16 protein-coding genes and 1 pseudogene are annotated in these 20,198 nt (G+C 70.9%); 8 read left to right on the forward strand and 9 right to left on the reverse strand.

Features of this window, described 5'->3' with window-relative positions:
* Positions 1-3: 3 nt before the first annotated feature.
* The 7 genes from LY12_RS08130 to LY12_RS08160 form a co-directional block, all read right to left on the reverse strand.
* Complete coding sequence (locus LY12_RS08130; protein ID WP_253854492.1) at positions 4-783, reverse strand: electron transfer flavoprotein subunit beta/FixA family protein; 780 nt, start codon at positions 781-783, stop codon at positions 4-6.
* 49 nt (positions 784-832) lie between these two features.
* Positions 833-3,349 carry a GcvT family protein gene (locus LY12_RS08135; RefSeq protein WP_253854493.1) on the reverse strand — a complete coding sequence of 839 codons (2,517 nt, stop codon included), beginning with the start codon at positions 3,347-3,349 and terminating at the stop codon, positions 833-835.
* 12 nt (positions 3,350-3,361) lie between these two features.
* Positions 3,362-5,053 carry a formate--tetrahydrofolate ligase gene (locus LY12_RS08140; protein ID WP_253855001.1) on the reverse strand — a complete coding sequence of 564 codons (1,692 nt, stop codon included), beginning with the start codon at positions 5,051-5,053 and terminating at the stop codon, positions 3,362-3,364.
* A gap of 12 nt (positions 5,054-5,065) precedes the next feature.
* Entirely contained in the window at positions 5,066-5,968 is a 903-nt protein-coding gene (locus LY12_RS08145) for a methylenetetrahydrofolate reductase (RefSeq protein WP_253854496.1), read from the reverse strand.
* Positions 5,965-7,188 (reverse strand): glycine cleavage T C-terminal barrel domain-containing protein, encoded by a 1,224-nt coding sequence (locus LY12_RS08150; RefSeq protein WP_372493463.1) that lies wholly within the window; start codon positions 7,186-7,188, stop codon positions 5,965-5,967. Before LY12_RS08150 ends, LY12_RS08145 begins: the two co-directional genes overlap by 4 nt.
* Positions 7,189-7,592: 404 nt before the next feature.
* Entirely contained in the window at positions 7,593-8,738 is a 1,146-nt protein-coding gene (locus LY12_RS08155) for a polysaccharide pyruvyl transferase family protein (protein WP_253854498.1), read from the reverse strand.
* Positions 8,739-8,810: 72 nt separating this feature from the next.
* Positions 8,811-9,389, reverse strand: coding sequence for a TetR/AcrR family transcriptional regulator (locus LY12_RS08160; RefSeq protein ID WP_253854499.1), 579 nt, complete (start codon positions 9,387-9,389; stop codon positions 8,811-8,813).
* A 166-nt stretch (positions 9,390-9,555) separates the two neighbouring features.
* On the opposite strand from LY12_RS08160, the gene LY12_RS08165 reads away from it, so the two are divergent.
* From LY12_RS08165 to LY12_RS08175, 3 genes are read left to right on the forward strand one after another with little or no spacing between them, the layout of a single operon-like run.
* Positions 9,556-10,029 (forward strand): (2Fe-2S)-binding protein, encoded by a 474-nt coding sequence (locus tag LY12_RS08165; RefSeq protein WP_253854501.1) that lies wholly within the window; start codon positions 9,556-9,558, stop codon positions 10,027-10,029.
* Positions 10,016-10,978 carry an FAD binding domain-containing protein gene (locus LY12_RS08170; protein WP_253854503.1) on the forward strand — a complete coding sequence of 321 codons (963 nt, stop codon included), beginning with the start codon at positions 10,016-10,018 and terminating at the stop codon, positions 10,976-10,978. Before LY12_RS08165 ends, LY12_RS08170 begins: the two co-directional genes overlap by 14 nt.
* Positions 10,975-13,158: a xanthine dehydrogenase family protein molybdopterin-binding subunit gene (locus tag LY12_RS08175; RefSeq protein WP_253854505.1), complete on the forward strand. Its 2,184-nt coding sequence runs from the start codon at positions 10,975-10,977 to the stop codon at positions 13,156-13,158. Before LY12_RS08170 ends, LY12_RS08175 begins: the two co-directional genes overlap by 4 nt.
* Positions 13,159-13,231: 73 nt before the next feature.
* Here the strand turns inward: LY12_RS08175 and bla are convergent, their stop codons facing one another.
* On the reverse strand, positions 13,232-14,140 hold the full coding sequence (gene bla, locus LY12_RS08180) for a class A beta-lactamase (RefSeq protein ID WP_253854507.1): 909 nt from the start codon (positions 14,138-14,140) through the stop codon (positions 13,232-13,234).
* Between the two features lie 81 nt (positions 14,141-14,221).
* On the opposite strand from bla, the pseudogene LY12_RS26245 reads away from it, so the two are divergent.
* The 3 genes and pseudogenes from LY12_RS26245 to LY12_RS08190 all read left to right on the forward strand — a co-directional run.
* Positions 14,222-14,395: pseudogene (locus tag LY12_RS26245) on the forward strand (LysR family transcriptional regulator); the annotation flags it as partial.
* 49 nt (positions 14,396-14,444) lie between these two features.
* Positions 14,445-15,245 (forward strand): LysR family transcriptional regulator, encoded by an 801-nt coding sequence (locus LY12_RS08185; protein WP_253854509.1) that lies wholly within the window; start codon positions 14,445-14,447, stop codon positions 15,243-15,245.
* A complete protein-coding gene (locus tag LY12_RS08190) occupies positions 15,242-16,159 on the forward strand; it encodes a serine hydrolase (protein WP_253854510.1) in 918 nt (305 codons plus the stop codon). The genes LY12_RS08185 and LY12_RS08190 overlap by 4 nt, the downstream gene beginning before the upstream one ends.
* A gap of 4 nt (positions 16,160-16,163) precedes the next feature.
* Here LY12_RS08190 and LY12_RS08195 read toward each other — a convergent pair whose 3' ends face one another.
* Positions 16,164-17,618, reverse strand: coding sequence for a CitMHS family transporter (locus tag LY12_RS08195; protein ID WP_253854511.1), 1,455 nt, complete (start codon positions 17,616-17,618; stop codon positions 16,164-16,166).
* A 196-nt stretch (positions 17,619-17,814) separates the two neighbouring features.
* Between LY12_RS08195 and LY12_RS08200 the strand changes: the two genes are divergently transcribed.
* Both LY12_RS08200 and LY12_RS08205 read left to right on the forward strand, forming a co-directional pair.
* Positions 17,815-19,452, forward strand: a complete 1,638-nt coding sequence (locus LY12_RS08200; protein WP_253854512.1) for an ATP-binding protein — start codon at positions 17,815-17,817, stop codon at positions 19,450-19,452.
* A 60-nt stretch (positions 19,453-19,512) separates the two neighbouring features.
* The gene (locus LY12_RS08205; RefSeq protein WP_253854513.1) at positions 19,513-20,196 is read left to right on the forward strand and encodes a response regulator; all 684 of its coding nucleotides are present in this window, start codon (positions 19,513-19,515) and stop codon (positions 20,194-20,196) included.
* The last annotated feature ends 2 nt before the right edge of the window (positions 20,197-20,198 follow it).

The following is a 20,198-nucleotide window of genomic DNA, read 5'->3' on the forward strand; positions in this document are numbered from 1 at the left end:
TCGTCACACCTTCCCCAGCTCGGCCAGCACGTCGACGACGGCCGGTGCCGCATCGGCCCCTCGGCCGAGGGCGATCGCGCCGGCCCGGTCGTCGGCGGGCCTGCGGAGACCGTGGGTGCGCAGGCCTCCTCGCTCGGGAGCACACGCCACCGTCCGCAACGCCGCCTTCTTCGCCTTGAGCCGGCCCGGCAGCGTCGGGTACCGCGGCAGGTTCAGGCCCTCCTTGACCGCCACGGCCGTGGGCAGCGGCAGCCGGAACACCTCGGTACCGTCCGGCGTGTCGCGGCTCGCCCGCAGCCACGCTGCTCCGCCGCCCTCCGCCGGGTCCCCGCCATCGGCTTCGAGCCCGGTGATCCCGCCGACGACGGGAAGCCCGCGTGCGAGTGCCACCCGCACCCCGACCTGTCCGTGACCCGCGTCGGCGGAGGCATCACCGAACAGCAACAGGTCCGGTTCCGGCTCGTCGGTCAGTCCCGCGAGGACGGCCGTGGCCGTGGCCTCCGGGTCGAGCTCGGTGGTGCCCGTGTCGACGAGCACGCCACGATGAGCTCCCATCGCGAGCGCGTACCGGAGTTGTTCGTCCGCTTCCTGCGGCCCCACGGTCAGGACCGTGACGCGGCCACCGTGAGCCGTGGTGAGGCGCACGGCCTCCTCGACGGCGCACTCCTCGTGAGGGCCGATGGTGAAACCGAGGTGCCGCGTGTCGACGGAGCTGCCGTCGTCGGTCAGCGGCACCTGCGCTCCGAACGCGGGCACCCGTTTGATGCAGACCACGATGTCCACGACGTCCGCCCCCTTCCGGCGGTTCGGCTGCGTTGTCACTCCGGTCCGATCACGCCTTCATGCGCAGGTCCTCCGGATCGAACAGCGGTGTCCGGCCCACCCGCGCCACCGTGACCGGATACCGCTCGGCCATGTACTCGACCTGCAGCCGCGTTCCCTCGACGGCGAATTCGGGCGGCAGGTACGCCATGAGCAGATATCCGCTCAGCGACGGAGCCGGCCCGGCGCTGGTGACGAACGAGCCACGGCCCTTGCGGTCCACGATCCGTTCCCCGGCCGGCGTCAGGATCGGTTCACCGCCCTGCGGGTACCGGGCGATGCCGTCCGCGCTGGTGTGGTCGTCGACCGTGAGGGTGCACAGCGTCGCCGCTGGGGTGCCCTCCCTCGCGGCGAGGTAGGCGTCCTTGCCGATGAAGTCGGCCGCCTTGACCTTCGGCAGTGCGAGGCCGGCCTCCACCGGGTCGTACTCGCCGTCGAGCTCGGCCCCCATGAGCCGGTAGCCCTTCTCGAGCCGTCCCGTCGTGCCGTAGACGCCGATGCCCGCCGGCACCGTCCCGTGCGGCCTGCCGGCCTCGGCGATCGCGTCCCACAGCGCCTGGCCGTGCTCGAAGGGTGCGTGCAGCTCCCACCCGAGGTCGCCCACATAGGACACCCGCAGGGCCAGCACCGGGATCCCGTCGACGGCGATCCAGCGTGCCGTACCGAACGGCAACGCCTCGCCGGACACGTCGTCCTCGGTCGCCGCGGCGAGGACGTCCCTGGCCCTCGGCCCCCACAGGCCGAGCGTGCACACCGCCGAGGTCACGTCCACCAGTGACGCCGAACCGTCGGCGGGCAGGTGACTCTCGAACCAGTACCGGTCGCGCGCTCCGTCCGCACCGCCGGTGATGACGCGGAAGTGGTCCTCGCCGAGCCGCACGACGGTGAGGTCGCTACGGAAACCACCGCCCGGCGTCAGCACCGGCGTGTAACACAGCCTGCCGACGGGCCGGTCGAGTTGCGCCATCGTCATGCCCTGCAGATAGTCGAGCGCGCCGGGACCGCGGACGTCGAACTGGGCGAACGCCGTCAGGTCGATCATCGCCGCCCGCTCCCGCAACGCCAGGTGCTCGGCCTCGACGATCGGGGACCACCACCGCGCGTCCCACTCGTGGGGACGTTCGTGGACCCGGTCGCCGAACTCGTCGAGCAGGTCCCGGTTCGACTCGTACCAGTGCGGCCGCTCCCAGCCGCCGACCTCGAAGAACACCGCTCCGGCCTCGCGCTCGCGGGCGTGGAACGGCGAGAGTTTCCTGCCGCGGGCCGATTCCCACTGCTCGCGCGGATGCACGATGCCGTAGGTCTTGTTGAAGCCCTCGTTCGCACGGGCGCGCACGTGCTCGCGCGTGCGCTGGTGCGGGTAGAACCGCGCGATGTCGGCGCCGTGCATGTCGAATTCGCAGTCGCCGTGGGTCAGCCACTCGGCCATCATCCGGCCGACCCCGGGCCCCTCCTTGATCCACACGGCGGCCGCGGACCACAGCCCGTCCACCTCGGGGCTCGGCCCCAGCACCGGCGCACCGTCCGGGGTGAGCGACAACAGGCCGTTGATCGCGTGCCGCACACCGGCGTCCGGCCGGTCGAGGATGCTGCCGAACAGTTCGAGTGCCTGCTCCAGCTGCGGGTCGAAGTCGTCGGAGGTGAACGGCAGCTGCGTGGGCGAGAGCGCCGCCGCGTCCAGCGACGGGATGTCGTCGGGCTCGTGCAGGATCGGCCGGTGCGCGTACGACCCGATCTCCAGGTCGGCGCCGCTCTGCCGCTCGTACATGAGCGCGTCCATGTCCCGCACGATCGGATAGGCGATGGCCGTTCCCGTCGACTCGAACTCGGGGATCGGCCCGACGTCCATCATCTGGTGCACCGCCGGCGTCAGCGGGATCTGCGCACCCGCCAAGCGCGCGATCCGCGGGCTCCAGACTCCGCACGCGACGACCACGATCGGGGTCTCGACGTCGCCGGCGTCGGTGCACACGGCCTGCACCCGGCCGCGGTCGGTCCGGATACCGGTCACCGTCGTACCGGCCGACACGGTCAGTGCCCCGTCGGCGATCGCCTGTTCCCGCATCAGCGCGCCGGCCCGCAACGGGTCGACGACGGCCACCGACGGGGTCCAGAACCCGGCCAGCAGGATGTCCGGATCCACGAAGGGGACGAGCTCAGCGACCCGCCGCGGTTCGATCAACTCGGAGTCCACGCCCCAGGCCTGCGCCGAGGCCATCCGCCGCTTCAGCTCCTCGACCCGCTCCGGCTCTCGAGCCACCTCGACACCGCCGCAGGTGATGAGCGTGCCGAGTTTGTCGTACTGGCGCATGGAATCCGTCGTCAGCGCGGTGATCTCACGGGAGTGGTCGACGGGGAAGATGAAGTTCGACGCGTGCCCCGTCGACCCGCCCGGGTCGGGCAACGGCCCCTTGTCGATCAGTACGATGTTCCGCCAGCCCAGTTCGGCGAGGTGGTGGCACACCGAATTGCCCACGATGCCGGCTCCGACGACCACCACGTCGGCGCGTTCGGGAATCTCGGTCATCTCGATCACTCCTCAGGACAGCCCCACGACCTGGCCCGCCTCGTCGATGTCGATGTTCTCCGCCGCCGGCTGCGACGACAGACCGGGCATGGTGCGCATGTCGCCGCAGATCGGGTAGACGAAACCCGCGCCCGCGGACAGGCGCACCTCGCGCACCGGCAGCGTCCAGCCGACGGGTGCGCCCTTGCGTGACGGATCGGCCGAGAGCGACAGGTGCGTCTTGGCCACGCACACCGGCAGGTGGCCGAAGCCGTGCCGTTCGCAGTCGTCCAGCTGCCTGCGGGCGGTGGCACTCAGCTCGATCCCGTCCGCCCCGTACATGCGGCGGGCGATCGTCTCGATCTTCTCGGTCAGCGACGCGTCGTCCGGATACAGGAAGGAAAAGCCGGCGGGCTCCGCACACGCCTCCGCGACGGCCTCGGCGAGTTCCGCGGCCCCCTTGCCGCCCTCGGTGGCGTGCGTGGTGATCGCAGCCCGCGCTCCTTCCTCGGCGGCGACGTCCACAATGGCCTGCTTCTCGCTGTCGTAGTCCCCGGGGAACGCGTTGACGGCCACGACGGGCGTCACGCCGTGCGCGCGCACGTTCGCGATCTGCTTGCGCAGGTTCGTCGCACCGTCGCGCACGTCCTCGGGATTCTCGGCGAGCATCTCCTCCGGCAGCGACCTGCCCGCGACCACGCGATAGCGCCCCGTGTGGGCCTTCAGCCCCCGGACCGTCGCGACCACCACGGCCGCGTCGGGCGTGAGCCCCGAGGCGCGGCACTTGATGTTGAAGAACCGTTCCGCGCCCATGTCGGCACCGAAACCCGCCTCCGTGACGAGGTAGTCGCCGCCGTGGATGCCGATCAGGTCGGCCACGACCGACGAGTTGCCGTGGGCGATGTTGCCGAACGGCCCACAGTGGACGAGCGCGGGCGTCTGTTCGGTCGTCTGCAGGAGGTTCGGCTTCAGCGCGTCACGGAGCTGAACGCACATGGCGCCCGCCCCGCGCAGGTCCTCGGCGGTCACCGGCTCACCTCGCCGGTCGTACGCGACGACGATACGGCCGAGCCGCGCGCGCAGATCCGACAACGACGGAGCCAGCGCGAGTGCGGCCATGACCTCGCTGGCCGCCGTGATGTCGAATCCCGTCTGCCGCGGCAGCCCGTCCTGCCGGCCTCCGAGGCCGGTCACGATCTGCCGCAGGTCGCGGTCGTTGACGTCCAGCACCCGGCGCCACGAGACCGCCAGCGGGTCGATGTCGAGCGCGTTGCCCTTGTGCAGGTGGTTGTCGACCATCGCGGCCAGCAGGTTGTGTGCCGACGTGACGGCGTGGATGTCGCCCGTCAGATGCAGGTTCACGGCCTCCATCGGCACCACCTGGGAGTAGCCGCCGCCGGCGGCACCACCCTTGATGCCGAACGTCGGCCCCATCGACGCCTGCCGCACGGCGATCACACCGCGTTTGCCGATGTGGCCGAACGCCTGGCCGAGGCCGACCGTCGTGGTGGTCTTTCCCTCACCGAGCGGGGTCGGGGTGATCGACGTGACCACGACGTACTTGGCCCGCGGCCTCGTGGCCAACTCCTCGATCGCCTCCAACGAGATCTTGCCCGCGGAGTGCCCGTAGGGCTCGAACAGCCGCGGTTCGATCCCCATGTCCCCGGCCACGTCCGAAAGCGGCTTCCGCAACGTCGCACGGGAGATCTCCAGATCCGACGGCATCGACGGCATGGCTCACCCCTCCCCTCCTGGACCGGATGCCGGCCCACCCGTGCCGCGGGTCGCGGTGGACAGGTCGGCGATCATGCGGGCGGTCGCCCGCACCTTGTTGAACGTGTAGCAGTGCACTCCCGCAGGAGTGGGTTCGCCGGGCCGGGCCGCCAGTTCGGCCACGCCGCGCAGCACGGCGTCCCGCCCGCGACGGGGCCGGAGCAACCGCCCGACGATCGACCGGTGCGACGTGACGAACCGCAACGAGTCGCCGACCCCGATCCTCGTGCCGACCCGCGCCAGCGTGGCGACGTCCACGGCACCCGCCACGCCGACGACGACCGGCAGGGTGATGCCGTGCTCACCGGCCTGCCGCAGGAAGTCCCGGATCGCGCCCAGGTCGAAGCACAACTGCGTCACCGTGTACGTCGCCAGCTCCTGTTTGGACTGCAACGACGCCCACAGCGTCGCCTCGTCGATCGAGGGATGCCCCTCCGGGTACGACGGCACCCCGACCTCGGCGGGCAGCCTGCCGAGGTCGGCCATATCCCGGAGCAGGGAGCCGCCGTCCGGGTACGGCCCTGCGGGTTCGGATGCGTCGCCACCGACGACGAACACGTCGTCCACGCCGGCACCGGCGAGCCGGTCGAGCACGTCGATCAGCTCGCCACGTCCGGTGAGCTGCCGTGCCGCCAGGTGCGGCACCGGGCGCAGTCGTTGTGCGGCCAGCTTCTCGCACAGTTCGACCGTCGCACCGGTGCCGCGCCGCGGCGAAGCCGTCACGGTGACGACCGTGTCCTCGGGCAACGTGCCCGTCTCCTCGAGCACCCCGCTCAACGGCAGCACCTCGAAGCGCGGGCGCGCCAGGAGTCCGCGCGGTGCCGCTGCCGGCACCGGCGCGTTCCCGGACTCCCGCCTGCGCCTCATAGCTTCGGGGTCTCCTTCCGCGGATCGATGAACGGCTTCTCGACGACCGTCCCTTCACGCACGCCGGACGGCGTGTGCACCTGCAGGGTCGTGCCGAGCTCGCTGAGGCCGATCGGCACCATCGCGAGCCCGATGTTGCGGTCGAGCCGCGGCGACCGGCAGGCACTGGTCACCCGGCCGACCGGGGTGTCCGCCCCGTCGTGGACGTCGAACGGCTCGATCATCGAGCCGTCGTTGTACGTGCCGAGCGGTTCGCCGGAGATCTCCATCCCCACCATGAGCCGGGAGATGCCCTCCGACCGCGCCCTGGCGAGAGCGGCCTTGCCGATGAAGTCGGCGTCCTGGTCGAGGTCGACCATCCACCGGTAGTCGTAGCCGACCTCGAGCGGGTTGGTGTCGAGGGTGATGTCGCAGCCGTAGGCGAGCATGCCCGCTTCGATGCGGCGCATGTGGCACGGCCCGATCGGCCGCATCCCGTAGGGCTGGCCTGCCTGCCACACGGCGTCCCACAGCCGTTCCGCGTCGCGGGAGGCGTCGCGCAGGTACAGCTCGTAGCCGACCTCGCCCGAGTAGCCCGTGCGGCTGACGACCACGCGCATGCCGTCCACGGTGAACTCGTGCATGCGGTAGTAGGGCACGTCGAGCACCGCGTCACCGAACAGGTCACGCAGCACTTCCTTGGAACGCGGCCCCTGCACCTGGAGCGGCGCCACGTCGGCCTCTGCGATGTGGACGTTCCATCCACCCGCGTGTGCCAGGCCCATCGCCCACAGTCCGACGTCCGAATCGGCCAGTGACAACCAGAAACGGTTCTCCTCGAGCCGCAACAGGACCGGGTCGTTGATGATCCCGCCGTCGGGTGCGGTGATGAACACGTACTTGCACTGCCCGACCTCACACTTGGTCAGATCCCGTGGCACGAGCATGTTCGTGAAGTCGAACGCGTCCGGGCCCGAGATCTCGAGCTGCCGTTCGACACCGACGTCCCAGATCGTCACGCCGTCGAGCAGCGCCCAGTACTCACCGACCGGGTCACCGTAGTGGCGCGGGTGGTAGGTGTGGTTGTACACGCTGTAGCTCGCGGCGCCACAGGCCCGGGATTTCCAGAAATACGGCGACTTTCGCAGCCGCGTGTAGAGCATCACCGCGGGCCGGTCGACGATCGCGTGGGGCTCCCCCGCGATGTCCGGCCGGGCGGCGGTGTTGAGCACATCCGTCATGAGGGCCCCCTCGGTTGTCCGGCCCGTTCGATGTGGAGAAGTGGGCGAATGCCCGCCGCCTCGTTGCCTTCACGCAGTTGCCTTCCGGCCACCGATGCCGGTTGTGTCATACGCAACGAGTTCTGCATTACTAAACTGCGTGCTGTCAGCATGCGCCGCACCTCACGGCGCGTCAAGGGGTTCACGGGAGCGAAAACTGCGCTCCTACCTGCGAAAACTCGAACGTCTCGGCCGCAACGGCGCGACGTGATCCGCGGAGGTCGGCGTCGCCGTCCGCATCCCTCTCGTCACCCGCGGTTATGGCGCCGCCGCGCCCCGGATCGCGCCGCGTCGTGAAGCGGGTACCCGCGCCGTGAACCGGCCACACGCGGCACGGATCGGCCCGGCGACGGAACGCGAGGTCGTCACACCCTCGCGTAGATCCGCTCGGCGACCTCGGTCTTGCGGGCCCGCAGCTCCGCGACCGTGTCCGCCGGGTAGCCACCCTTCTCCGGGACGTCGGGTACGCCGGTTCCCGCGGCATCGAGCATGGTCCAGCCACTGCCGAGATCGATCAGACTGCGGTGTTTCGTGTCGTAGTAGTCGGGGGACACGCTCACCGCGACACCGCGGGCACCGGCGGCCGCGGCGATCAGATGCAGGTGGAAGCGCGTCGAGATCCACAGCTGCCCTTCCAGTGCGGGCACACCGTCACGCCACAGTTCCGAGAACGGCATGAACGCCGCGCCGGGCAGGTCCGCCGCGAGCAGGTCGTACACGGCACGGTCGATCCGCGGGATGGCTTCGACGAACGTGACGTCACCGGGCTCGACCTCCCAGCGCCGCAGAATCCCCTTCACCCTGCCCGCGAGCGCGGGCGGGCCGAGCTCGCCGATGTCCGACTGCACGCACACCATGACGGCGCGGCTGTAATCCTGGAACACGGGTTCCGGCACGTCGAGGAACACGTCGTCACACGTGAACCCTGCCGGCGCGCCGTCGGCGAGCAGTTCGGCCGAGTCACGATCGCGTACGTCCACGACGTCGAACCGCGCGGCGAGCGAGTACAGCAGTTCCGCGATGTCCGCCGCAGCGGGCACGAATCCCTGCCCGGTCATGGCCAAGCGCGCGCCCGAACGCACGCGGCCCGCGATCGCGCCGGCGAGCAGCCCCGCGTGCTGCGGCCAGAGTGCGTTGACGTAACCGCCGCCGATCAGATGGATCACATCGGCGGTCGCGAGCAGCTCCACCCCGGGCCGGCAGCGCGGCGCCAGGCCGGGATCGTGGACGACCTTGCGGATCCAGGTCGCGACCGCCCACGGCTCGGGGTCCGGCGCCTCGACCGCCAGCCGCCACAGCGTGTTCGTGCATCGCAGGTTGGGGTGCAACCCGGCGAGCATCACCTGGGCCGTGCCGGGCGTGTGACAGTCGAGCCACACCTCCGCGTCCGGCTCGGTGCGTGCCAGATACCTGAGCCATGTCGCGGCGACCAGCTCGTCACCGTAGTTGGGCAGCCCGGTGGGACCGATCAGATAGATCCGACGAGGTGACGACGGGTCAGCGTGGGACATACCGATGCACGCTAGCAGCACGGCCGCGCCCTCGGTGGTCCAACGCCCGCCGGTACGGCGACTGCCGTTCCCTCAGTTCTCGCGGATGCCGCGCCAGACCACGTCGGTGAGCTTCGCGACCTCCGCCTTCCAGTCGCCCTGCGGATCGAGGTGGAACAGACCGAAGAGGCAACGGATGACGGTTTCGACCTCGGTGTCGGCCCGTACGTTCCCCGCGTCGACGTTCGCACGCAGCAGGTCCGACAGCGCGCAGCGCATCCGGTCGAACGCGCTGGCGGGTAGCGAACCGGATTCCTCGGCCGTCGCACTGATCCGCCGCAACGCTTCGGCCAGACCGCGTTTGGTCATCATGTAGTGCGCGAGGTGGTCCGTGATCCACATCCGGAACGCGACCTCGGGCGGCTGCTCGGCGAGCAATGCCGGCACGGCCTCGACGATGTGGTCCACCTCGCGTTCGTACACCGCGAGAATCAGCGACGCGGGCGTCGGGAAGTGCCGGTAGACGGTGCCGACACCCACGCCCGCCTGCTTCGCGATCGCGTTGAACGACACCTCGCCGGTTCTGGTCAACGATGCGGCCGCCGCGGCCAGGATCACCTCGTGGTTGCGGCGGGTGTCGGCCCGCCGGCCACTCACCGACCCGGTGGACATCGCCCCTCCCGCACTCACTCGCCCGATTCATCGACCCGCGTAGCGTACCCGTTGCGAAGCGGATAGGTATCCGATAGCGTCGTCGACGTCACTCACGGATACTTATCCGCTTCCGGTCTCTCCATTCCGCCCTCGAAGCGCACCCGAACTGCGCGGAACGGATCCCATGGACATCGCACTCCAGATCAACGGCACCACCGAACACCTCGACGTCAGCCCCGGCGTCACGCTCCTGGACGCCTTGCGGGAACGCCTCGGCATCACGGGCCCGAAGAAGGGCTGCGACCGCGGCCAGTGCGGCGCCTGCACCGTCCATATCGGAGGTCGAACCGCCCTGTCCTGCCTCACCCTGGCAGCCACGGTGAGACAGCCCATCACCACCGTCGAAGGACTGTCGACTCACGACCAACTTCATCCGGTGCAGCGGGCGTTCGCGGACCAGGACGCCCTGCAGTGCGGCTTCTGCACACCCGGCCAGATCATGTCGGCCGTCGCCGCGACCGCCCAGGGAATCGACGACCCCGACGAGGTTCGCGAGTTCATGTCGGGCAACCTCTGCCGCTGCTCGGCCTACCCCAACATCGTTGCCGCCGTCCGCAGCGCGGGCAGCGAGGAAAGGCGAACCGATGCGACCGTTTGAGCTCACCGTGCCCGCGACGGTCGACGAGGCCGTCGCCGGCGGACACACGTTCCTGGCGGGCGGCACAACGCTCGTCGACCTCATGAAACTCGACGTCGTCGCACCACAGCGCGTGGCCGACATCACGGCACTCCCGTTCCACGGGATCAGCACCGAGGACGGCCTCCGCATCGGCGCCCTCGAGCGGATGAGTGACGTCGCGGCGCACCCCGGCGTACCGGCAGCCGTCACCCGCGCACTGCTGCTCAGTGCGTCGCAGCAGCTGCGCAACATGGCCACCATCGGCGGAAACCTCATGCAGCGCACCCGATGCGGCTACTTCCGCGACATCACGATGCCGTGCAACAAGCGCCGTCCCGGCAGTGGTTGCGCCGCTCTCGAGGGCAACAACCGCATGCACGCCGTCCTCGGCACGAGCCGGCACTGCGTCGCCACGCACGCCAGCGATCTCGCCGTCGCCCTCGTCGCGCTGGACGCCGAGCTCCGGATCACCGGACCGGACGGCGGGCGAACCGTCCCGCTGACCGACTTCTACCGCACCCCGGGCGAGCGACCGGACATCGAGAACGACCTGGGGTCCGGCGACCTGGTCACGGAGATCGTGATCCCGTATCCGGAGCTCGCGGCCAACTCGACCTACGTCAAGATCCGCGACCGGCAGTCCTACGAGTTCGCCCTGTGTTCCGTCGCGGCCGCACTCGACGTCCGGGACGGCGTCGTCGCGGAGGCCCGGATCGCCGCGGGCGGCGTCGGCACGATCCCCTGGCGCCTCCCCGGCGTCGAGGCCGCGCTGCGCGGCGAGCCTGCCACCGAAGCGGCCTTCACAGCAGCAGCCGAGATCGCCACCCACGGCACCACACCGCTGGCACACAACGGATTCAAGGTGCCGCTGCTGAAGCGGACGCTCGTCCGTGCCCTGCTCGAACTGACCGGAGGAGACGAGCGATGACCGCGAGGCCGGATGCCCCGCTCAAAGTCACCGGAAGCGCCACCTACGCGCTGGACAACCTGGTCGACCGCGCCGCCCACGGCTTCCTGCTGCTCAGCACCGTCGCCCATGGCGAGGTGGCGTCGATGGACGTCGACGCCGTCCGATCGGCACCGGGCGTCCTCGGGGTGTACACGCCGTTCGAGCCACTCGCCCTGCATCCGGTCACCTCGCCGTTGCTCGGCCCGATGTGGCTTCCGTTGCAGGACACAAACGTGACGCACCACGGCCAGCCGATCGGCTTCGTCGTCGCGGAGACGTTCGAGCAGGCGCGCGACGCCGCCGGCCTCGCCGCCGTCACCTACGAGGAGAGGCAGGCGGCCACGTCGTTCGCCGACGGACTCGCCTCGGCGGTCGACGCGCAGCCCGCCGCCAGCGAGGCTCCGCCCTCGCTCTCCGTGCTGGCCGACGGCGTGGCGTCCATCGAGGACGCACTCGACGCGAGTGACGTGACGATCGACGCGACCTACGAGACGGCCCCGCAGAACCACGCGGCGATGGAACCTCACTCCGCCGTAGCGGTCTGGGCCGATGGCGAGCTCACCGTGTACACGGGAAACCAGGCCTCCCACCTCGTGGCCGCCGACCTGGCCGGTGCGCTCGGACTGCCCGCCGATGCCGTGCAGGTCCGCAACCCCGTCGTGGGCGGCGCGTTCGGCGGCAAGGCCACGTCGATGCCCGCCGTGCTCGCCGCCGCCGCGGCACGGGAACTCGGCAGGCCGGTCAAGGCCGCGCTCACCCGCGAGCAGGTCTTCACCGCCACCGCCAACCGGCCCGCGACCGTGCAGCGCATCGCCCTCGGCGCACGCCGGGACGGCACCCTTGCCGCCGTGCGGCACGACTCGTGGTCGTCGGCCACACCGGACCTCGGCTTCATCGAACCGACCTCGCACGGCACGTCGCGGGAGTGGTATCGCACCGAGAACCTGGCCATCAGCCAGAAAGCCGTGCCGCTGAACATCCCGCCCGCGACCTTCATGCGTGCGCCCGGGGAGGGTCCGGGATCGTTCGCCCTCGAGAGCGCGATCGACGAACTGGCGGTGGCGCTCGCGATGGACCCGATCGCGCTGCGCACGCGCAACAACTCGACGGCACCTCCCGGCGAGGACCTGCAGTGGTCCAGCAAACACCTCGACGAGTGCTTCGAGGTCGGCGCGGCCCGATTCGGCTGGGAACGGCGGTCACCGGACGGCCGGGTCGAGGGCGATTGGCTCGTCGGCATGGGGACCGCGACGGCCATGTTCCCCGGCCTGCGATTCCCGGCGACGGTCGGGGTGACACTGCACGCCGACGACACCGCCACGGTCGCGGCGTCCGGGGCCGACCCCGGCACCGGTCTGCTGGGTGTGCTGGGGATCGTCGGTGCCGAGTCGCTCGACCTCGACCGGGACCGCATCACCCCGCTGCTCGGCGATTCGCGACTGCCTCCCGGCGGCCTGTCCGGCGGTTCCACCGCGACCGCGAGTGCGGGTTCGGCGACGATGGTCGCCGCGGGCACGGTGATCGAGCAGCTGCTCGCGCTCGCGACGGCGCCCGACGGCCCGTTCCACGGCCGGGAGGTCGGCTACGCCGACGGCAGCGTGCACGCCCTCGACGACACGGACCGGGCACCGATGACGTTCGGCGAGGTGTTGCGGTCGACCGGCCGCGACTCGCTGGGCGCCACCGGTACCACCGCACCCGGCGAGGAGATGGCGAAACACTCGTTCGGCTCGTGGGGAGCGCAGTTCTGCGAGGTGCGCGTGCACCGGTTGACGCGGGAGATACGGGTGTCGCGGCTGCTCGGCGTGTTCGACGCGGGTCGGATCATCAACCCGCAGGCCGCTCGGAGCCAGCTCATGGGCGGCATGATCTGGGGCGTGTCCGCGGCGCTCCACGAGGGCATCGAGTTCGGCGCCGACGGCAGAGTCACCAACCGCGACCTCGCCGACTACCTCCTTCCCGTCAATGCGGACATCCCCGACGTCGACGTCCGGTTCGTCGAGCACCCCGACACCCTGCTCAGCGATCTCGGCGCCCGCGGGCTCGGCGAGATCGGGCTCGTCGGCATGGCGGCGGCCGTGGCCAACGCCGTCCACAACGCGACCGGCGTCCGGGTGCGGCGAATCCCCATCCGGCTGGAGGATCTGCTCGAGGACTGACACCGCGGCTCGGAGGAGCGGGTCTCGGGACGGATCCCGCAGGCCCGCTCCCCGGTGTCACGGCCGCGGGGCGTCACCCGAGCCGCCGGCACGCGGACTCGGCGACCGCGGCCAGCGGTTCGCTGAGCGTGTCGTCCTCGTAGTCCGCGCCCCGGGTGAACGCCGCGACGACGAGCGGAGCACCGTCGGGCGTCCACGTGACCCCGACGTCGTTGCGCACGCCGTACCAGCCCGCCCCGGTTTTGTCGGCCAGTTTCCAGCCCGCCGGTACGCCGGACCCGAACACCGGACCGGCGGTCCGGTTCGCCAGCATCCACGTGGTGAGCAGCCGCCGGTCCGCCGTGGACAGGGCGCGGCCCAGTACGAGTGTTCCGAACGTCTGCGCGATCGCCCGCGGCGACGTGGTGTCCCGCGGATCGCCGGGCGTGCCGGTGCTCATCTCCGGTTCCCACCGGTCGATCCGCGTGATCCGGTCGCCGACCGAGCGCGCGAACCGGGTGACCCCGGCGGGGCCGCCGAACTCGCGCATGAGGACGTTCGTGGCGGTGTTGTCGCTGACCGTCACCGCCGCCTCGGCGAGCTGCGCAACCGTCAGGCCATTTCGGACGGTGACCTCGGTGACGGGCGAGTTGATCACCAGGTCGTCGGCGGTCCAGCTGAGCCTGCGATCGGCCACGCTCGTCGGGAAGTCGCGCAGGATCCGCGCCGCCAGCAGCACCTTGAACACCGAGCAGATCGGAAACCTCTCGTCGGGACGATGTTCCAGCATCGCACCCGTGCGCACATTGATCGCGGCCACGCCGAGGCGCCGCCGGTGCGTGCGTTCCAGCGCGGCGAACTCCTCGTCCACGCGTCCCTCACCGCCCGCATTCCGCGATGACGGCCGGCCTGCCACCGCCATCCCCGGCAGGCCGACCGTCACCGCCGTGGCCGCCGCTCCCGCGATCGCGGCACGCCTGCTCAGCCCTTCCCTCGTGTCCACCTTCGTCTCCTCCCTGTCCGTTCGGTGCGAACGATGGCACCGGGACGGCGTGCCCGTCCAAGGACGCACACGCATGGGTCCATGTCGGCGCGACATACGACGGGGATCCGGCGGTGCGCGATACTGAACACCGTGGATCTCCTGCTGCACCTGCGCGGTTTCGTCGCCGTGGCCGAAGCACTCAGCGTGTCGGAGGCGGCGCTGCGGCTCGGTCTGGACCAGCCGCTGTTGAGCCGCCGGCTGCGCACGTTGGAGCGCGAACTGGGGGGTCGAGCTCGTCGACCGGACGCGCCGGCAGATCGCCGTGACTCCCGACGGCGCGGCACTGTTGCCGCGGGCCCGCCATCTCGTCGAGCAGGCCGATCATCTCGTGCGCACCGTCCGCGACGCCGACCCGACGACGGTCACCCTGGCGACTCCCTCCGAGTCGGATCCCGCCGTGCTCGCCCGGCTGCTGCGGCTCCTCGACGACGCGCAGCTGGCCGTGAACCTCACGTGCTCCGACGACGGTGAGCCGCGTGCCGACAACTCGTGGACGGTGACCCGCTGCGAGCCCACCTCGGCGCGGTGGACGGTGCGGCTCGGTGCCGCGCCGGCACCCGGCGGGAGCGACCGCCCCGTCCGGCTGAGTGCGCTCCGGCCGCGGCGCGGCTCCCCCGCACGCCCTGTTCTGGTGCTGCACCACGACCTGGAACCTCCGCAGGGCGAGCGGCTCCACGCCGCCGCCGATGCCGCGGGTCTGTCGCCGGCGCTGATACGAGCGAAGCCGCCCCACATCGCGTTCACCGAGGCACTGGCGGGCAGGGCGCAGCTGCTCTGCACCGCGGCCGAGGCGCGACGACACGGCCTGTCCTGGGCTCCGCTGGCCGATCCGCCGGTGCGGCGTGGGTACCGGCTCGCCGAGCGGGACCCGCTGCCGGCGGCACTCGCCGACGGCCCACTGCGAACGCCGGCATTGCAGCTGCTGGGCGCCGCCGTCTCCGCCGAATCGGACTCACCGGCGCCGGACACCGCCGAGTCGCCCGGCGCCGAGTTTCCCGCCTCCGAATCGCCCGGCGCCGGCTCGCCCGACCGCGTGACACGTCGATCGAAAGAGCAAACGTGACGGCGCCGCCGATGTCGGGCGATTCGGCCGAGCTCCTCGCGCTGGCCGACGACGTCTGGCACCGCTGGCGTGAGCTCCGGGTCCACGGCGGATTCGTCGCACGCAACATCGACACCGGCCGGCAACTCTGCGTCGACCCCGACCGCCCGTGGCCGCTCGCCTCCGTGGCCAAGGTGCCGCTGGGTCTCGTCGTCGCCGACCGGATCGCGCGGGGTGAGCTGCCGGGCGACACGATGCTGACTCTCGATCCCGCGGACCGCAGCTACGGCCCCACGGGCCTGTCGGCGTTCCGGCACCCCGCGACGTGCGCGGTCGACGACCTGCTGCTCCAGATGATCACGGTCAGCGACAACGCCGCCGCGGACGCACTGTTCGCACTCGTCCCACCGGCGGAGGCCACGTCCCGTCTCCGGCAGTGGGACGTGGACACGATCCACGTCCGCCACCCGATGCGGTTGATGTACGAGGCTGCGACGCGGATCGCCGGACCCGACTTCACGCTCGGGCGCCGCCTGGCCGTGGAAGGCGCCCGCCCGTGGGGCGGCCATGTGATCGACTCGCTCGACGTCCACCGCGCAACCGTGGGATCCGCCGCAGCCCTCGTCGACCTCCTGTGCCGCATCTGGACCGATGACATCGCCGAACCGGCGGCCACCGCCGCCGTGCGCGATGCCATGTCCCGCCAGCTGCTCAGTCCGCGTATCGGCGCCGACCTGCAGGCCGACGACATCCGCATCGCGGGCAAGACCGGCTCGTTCCTGACGCTGCGCCACGAGATCGGCGTCGTGTCCTGGGGTGCGTCCCGCGTGGCGGTCGCCGCACTCACCACCTCGGAACGCACCGCCCGAATCCAGCACGACGTCGACCTCGCCGTCGGCGCCGCGGTCCGTGACGCCGTCGAAGCCCTGACCTGACGCACTACAACGCGATGACGCCGAGCGGCACGGCCACCACGAGCATCGCGAGGCTGAAACCCCACATCGGCAGGAACGAGTAACGGATGTGCTTGCCCATGTCGACGCCGGCCAACCCGACCCCGAGCCACACCGAGGCGTTGAACGGGCTGACGTACGTCCCGATCACGTTGCCGATGAGCACCGCGTACACCACCGTCGCGGAGCCGACGCCCAGTTGGGTCGCCGCGTCGTGCACGAGAGGAAGCAGTGCGAAGTAGTGCGCGTCCGTGCTCAGCGCCAGTTCGAGCGGCATCCCGAGCACGCCGACGATCAGGTGCAGCAGCGGCACGACCGACTCGGGAAGCAGGGCGATCAGGTCGGTCGCCAGCGACTCCAGCATCCCGGATTCCTCGAGCACACCGAGGAAACAGCCGGCGGCGAGGATGATCGCCCCGGTGCCGAGTGCGCCGCCGCCGTGCGCGCGGATCCGTTCCATCTGCTCCGGGACCTTCGGGTAGTTCACGACGAGCGCGGCACTGAGGCCGAGCATGAAGACCAGGCCCGCGGGCAGCACGTCGGCCACGAGCACGCCCAGCAGTCCCACGACGAGCAGTCCGTTGAACCACGGCCGGTACGGCTTGCCAGCCACCGCCTGCGCCCGCCCGTCACCGTCGCCGCCGCCGTCGGACCCACCGTCGCTGGCCTCGCCACGGCGGTCCGCCCCGTCAGCGCCGTCCGCCGAGGGGGTCCTGGCCGCCGGGGAGCCGCCGGACAGGGGATCAGCGCCGCCGATGTCACCGCCGGAGCCGGTCGACGGAGTACCGGCCAGCGCGAGCTCGGGCTCGGCGACCGGCGTTGCGCGCGCGATCCGCCGGTTCTCCCGCAGCCCCAGCAACGCGGCCGTGCCGAGCAGCATGACGACGCCCACGATCTGCAGCGGGATCAGGCCCTGCCACAGCTCGATCGGGTCGTGACCGGTGGAGGCGGCCGCCCGGCCCACCGGGCCGCCCCACGGCAGCATGTTCAGGATCGCCATGCTGGTGCTGAGCAACAGCATGAGCAGGTACGGGCTCATCCCGAGCCGTTTGTACAGCGGGAGCAGCGCCGGAATCGCGATGAGGTACGACGTGGCGCCGGAACCGTCGAGGTGGCAGACCACGCCGATGATCACCGTGATCATGGCTACACCCACGACGTTGCCGCGGCTGATCCGCACCATGAGGTTGATCATCGGATTGAACAGGCGGACGTCGTTCATGATGCCGAAGAACAGGATGGCGAACACCAGCATCACGGCCACGTTCAGCACCGAGGCGAGCCCCGATTCGAAGAACTCGCCGATCTCCTGGGCGTTGAACCCCGCCAGGAAGGCACCGACGGTCGGGATGACGGTCAGGCCCACGACGGGGGCGATGCGGCCGAGGATCAGCAGCGTCGATATCGCTGCGATCACCCCGAAGCCGACGATACTGAGCATGGGCGCTTCTCCTGCCTCCGTTGGTCATTGAGTTCGCCCGCCGTGACGTTCCGGGGATGTTTCACCCGGATGTACGGCGATTTGCGACATCATGAACCGGGCGTGGTCGCGCCCACGAGCGTTGTGTGCATTGGATCGGTAATGGTCGTATTGGTCTCAGCCGCCTCACCGGCGGAGCCGTCGCGGAGCAGGCCCCGTGACCGCACGTCGTGACCGGCGAGGGCGGTCCCGGCTGTCGCTCACCGGGTACCTGTTCGTCTCGATCACGCTCCTGCTGCTCGGCGCCCTGCTCGCGGCCGGTACACTGTGGACCGTCAACCAGTACCGCGAGGTGCGCGACGAGTACACCCAACGCGCGTTGACGCTCGCCCAATCCGTCGCCGAACTGCCGACCGTGCGGGACTATCTCGCCGATCCGGGGCATCGCGGTGACATCGCGCCGCTCGCCGAACGCATCCGCCGCGCCGCCGAGGTCCGGTACGTGGTCATCGTCGACGCCGACGGCATCCGCCACTCCCACCCGGACCCCGACCAGATCGGCGGGCGGCCGCACACCGATCCCGCACCGGTGCTCGCGGGCAACACCTGGACGGGCACCGAATGGGGGCCGGCCGGGCTGACACTGCGCACCCGGGTTCCCGTGAAATCCCGCACGGGGGACGTCGTCGGCTACGTGTCCGTCGGTGTGCTGTCCTCACGCGTGTCGCTCGCGGCGACCAGCACACTGCCCACCATCGGCGCGGGACTGCTGCTCGCGCTCGTCGTCGGCGCGGGCGGCGCGTGGCTCGTCTCGCGCCGCATCCGGGCGAAGACGCACGGGCTCGAACCGCAGGAGATCACCGAACTTCTCGAAGGCAGGGAAGCACTCCTGTACGCCATCTCCGAGGGCGTGCTGGCTGCCGACTCGGACGGTGCGGTGATGCTGGCCAACGACTCGGCCCGCACCATGCTCGAGCTTCCCGACGACTGTGTCGGCCGCAGCCCGGCCGAACTCGGCATGCACCCGCGCCTGCGCGCGATGCTGACGGGCACGGAGGACACCGACGGCGAGCTGGTTCTGCCCGCAGGCAACCGCCTGCTGGTGTGCGAGCACCGTGCCGTGCGGATCGGCGATCAGGGCACGGGCAGGCTCGTCACCCTGCGCGATCACACCGAGTTGGTCCGTCTCGGCGGTGAGCTCGACGGTGTGCGCACCATGGTGGGCGGGCTGCGGGCGCAGACCCACGAGTTCGCCAACCGGATCCACACGCTGAGCGGGATGCTCGACCTGGGTGCCGTACCGCAGGCCAGGCAGTATCTGGCGGAGCTGTCGGCCACGACGACCGAGGCGTCGACCCGCGTTTCGCAACACGTAGCCGACACCGCGCTGGCTGCGCTGGTGCTGGCGAAATCGGCGCAGGCCGCCGAACAAGGCGTCGACTTCGAACTCGCGGCGCTCAGCGACGTGCCCGCGGAACTGCCGCCGCACCTGCGCGACGACGCGCTGCTCGTCGTCGGCAACCTCGTCGACAACGCGCTCGACGCCGTTGGCGGCGCCGGCTGGGTCGAACTACTCGTCCGCCTGCACAGCGACCGACCCCACCTCGACGATCACCGGCTGCTCGAAGTGCGGGTGACCGACTCCGGACCCGGTATCGACCCCGCGCTCGGTGACGACCTGTTCACCGCGGGCGTGAGCACGAAGGACCACGCGCCCGGCGGATACGGCCCGCGGGGGCTCGGGCTGGCGCTCGTGCGCCAGGCCTGCACCCGATGGGGCGGATGGGTCGACGTCGACTCCACCGAGGAGACCGTGTTCAGCGCGTTCCTGCCGGTGCGGGAAAATGCGCGGTAGCGCGTCCGCCCCGGCCGGGCGCGGCGACCGGATCCGCCGAGATCCACGAGAGGAGACCTGGTGCTGTCGGTGCTCGTTGTCGACGACGACGCGCGCGTGGCTCGCAATCACGCGGACTGTGTCGCGTCGATGCGCGGGTTCACCGTGGCGGGCGTCGTGCACACCGGCGCAGCGGCGCTCCAGGCGGTGGAATCGCACCGGCCGGATCTGGTGCTGCTCGACCTCTACCTGCCCGACATGTCGGGAATCGACGTGTTGCGGCAGCTGCGCACGACGGCCGGGGCCGCCGGCACGCCCGCAGACGTACTGGTCATCAGCGCGCTGCGCGACGTCGACAGTGTTCGCAGAGCCATGCACGGCGGAGCCGTGTACTACCTGATCAAGCCGTTCGACCTCGATACGCTGCGGGACCAGCTGGAACGGTTCGCGGCCACGAGAGACAAGCTCAGCGGCGTCGACCAGGTCACACAGCGTGACGTGGACAGCGTCTTCGGCGTCCAGCGGCCCGCCACCCGGCAGGAGCTGCCGAAGGGCCTGACGGCCGAAACGGCCCGGCTGGTGGCCGACACGCTCCGCGCGGCCGGATCGGACCTCTCGGCCGTCGAGGTCGCCGAACGGGCGGGGATCGCGCGGGTCACCGCACGCCGCTATCTGGAGTACCTGTGCGCCGACGGCCGGGCCGAACTGCGCATGCGTTACGGCTCCGCGGGCCGTCCCGAACACCGCTACCGCTGGGTCAGCTAGCG

It is taken from the genome of Prauserella alba (genome assembly GCF_024171735.1).
Lineage (GTDB): Bacteria > Actinomycetota > Actinomycetes > Mycobacteriales > Pseudonocardiaceae > Prauserella > Prauserella alba.

Excerpts from the sequence above, each read along its gene's own strand:
- LY12_RS08160 (WP_253854499.1), bottom strand. The coding sequence starts at position 9,389 with ATGTCCACCGGGTCGGTGAGTGGCCGGCGGGCCGACACCCGCCGCAAC.
- LY12_RS08135 (WP_253854493.1), bottom strand. The coding sequence starts at position 3,349 with ATGACCGAGATTCCCGAACGCGCCGACGTGGTGGTCGTCGGAGCCGGC.
- LY12_RS08140 (WP_253855001.1), bottom strand. The coding sequence starts at position 5,053 with ATGCCGTCGGATCTGGAGATCTCCCGTGCGACGTTGCGGAAGCCGCTT.
- LY12_RS08175 (WP_253854505.1), top strand. The coding sequence starts at position 10,975 with ATGACCGCGAGGCCGGATGCCCCGCTCAAAGTCACCGGAAGCGCCACC.
- LY12_RS08170 (WP_253854503.1), top strand. The coding sequence starts at position 10,016 with ATGCGACCGTTTGAGCTCACCGTGCCCGCGACGGTCGACGAGGCCGTC.
- LY12_RS08150 (WP_372493463.1), bottom strand. The coding sequence starts at position 7,188 with ATGACGGATGTGCTCAACACCGCCGCCCGGCCGGACATCGCGGGGGAG.
- LY12_RS08155 (WP_253854498.1), bottom strand. The coding sequence starts at position 8,738 with ATGTCCCACGCTGACCCGTCGTCACCTCGTCGGATCTATCTGATCGGT.
- LY12_RS08195 (WP_253854511.1), bottom strand. The coding sequence starts at position 17,618 with ATGCTCAGTATCGTCGGCTTCGGGGTGATCGCAGCGATATCGACGCTG.
- LY12_RS08145 (WP_253854496.1), bottom strand. The coding sequence starts at position 5,968 with ATGAGGCGCAGGCGGGAGTCCGGGAACGCGCCGGTGCCGGCAGCGGCA.
- LY12_RS08165 (WP_253854501.1), top strand. The coding sequence starts at position 9,556 with ATGGACATCGCACTCCAGATCAACGGCACCACCGAACACCTCGACGTC.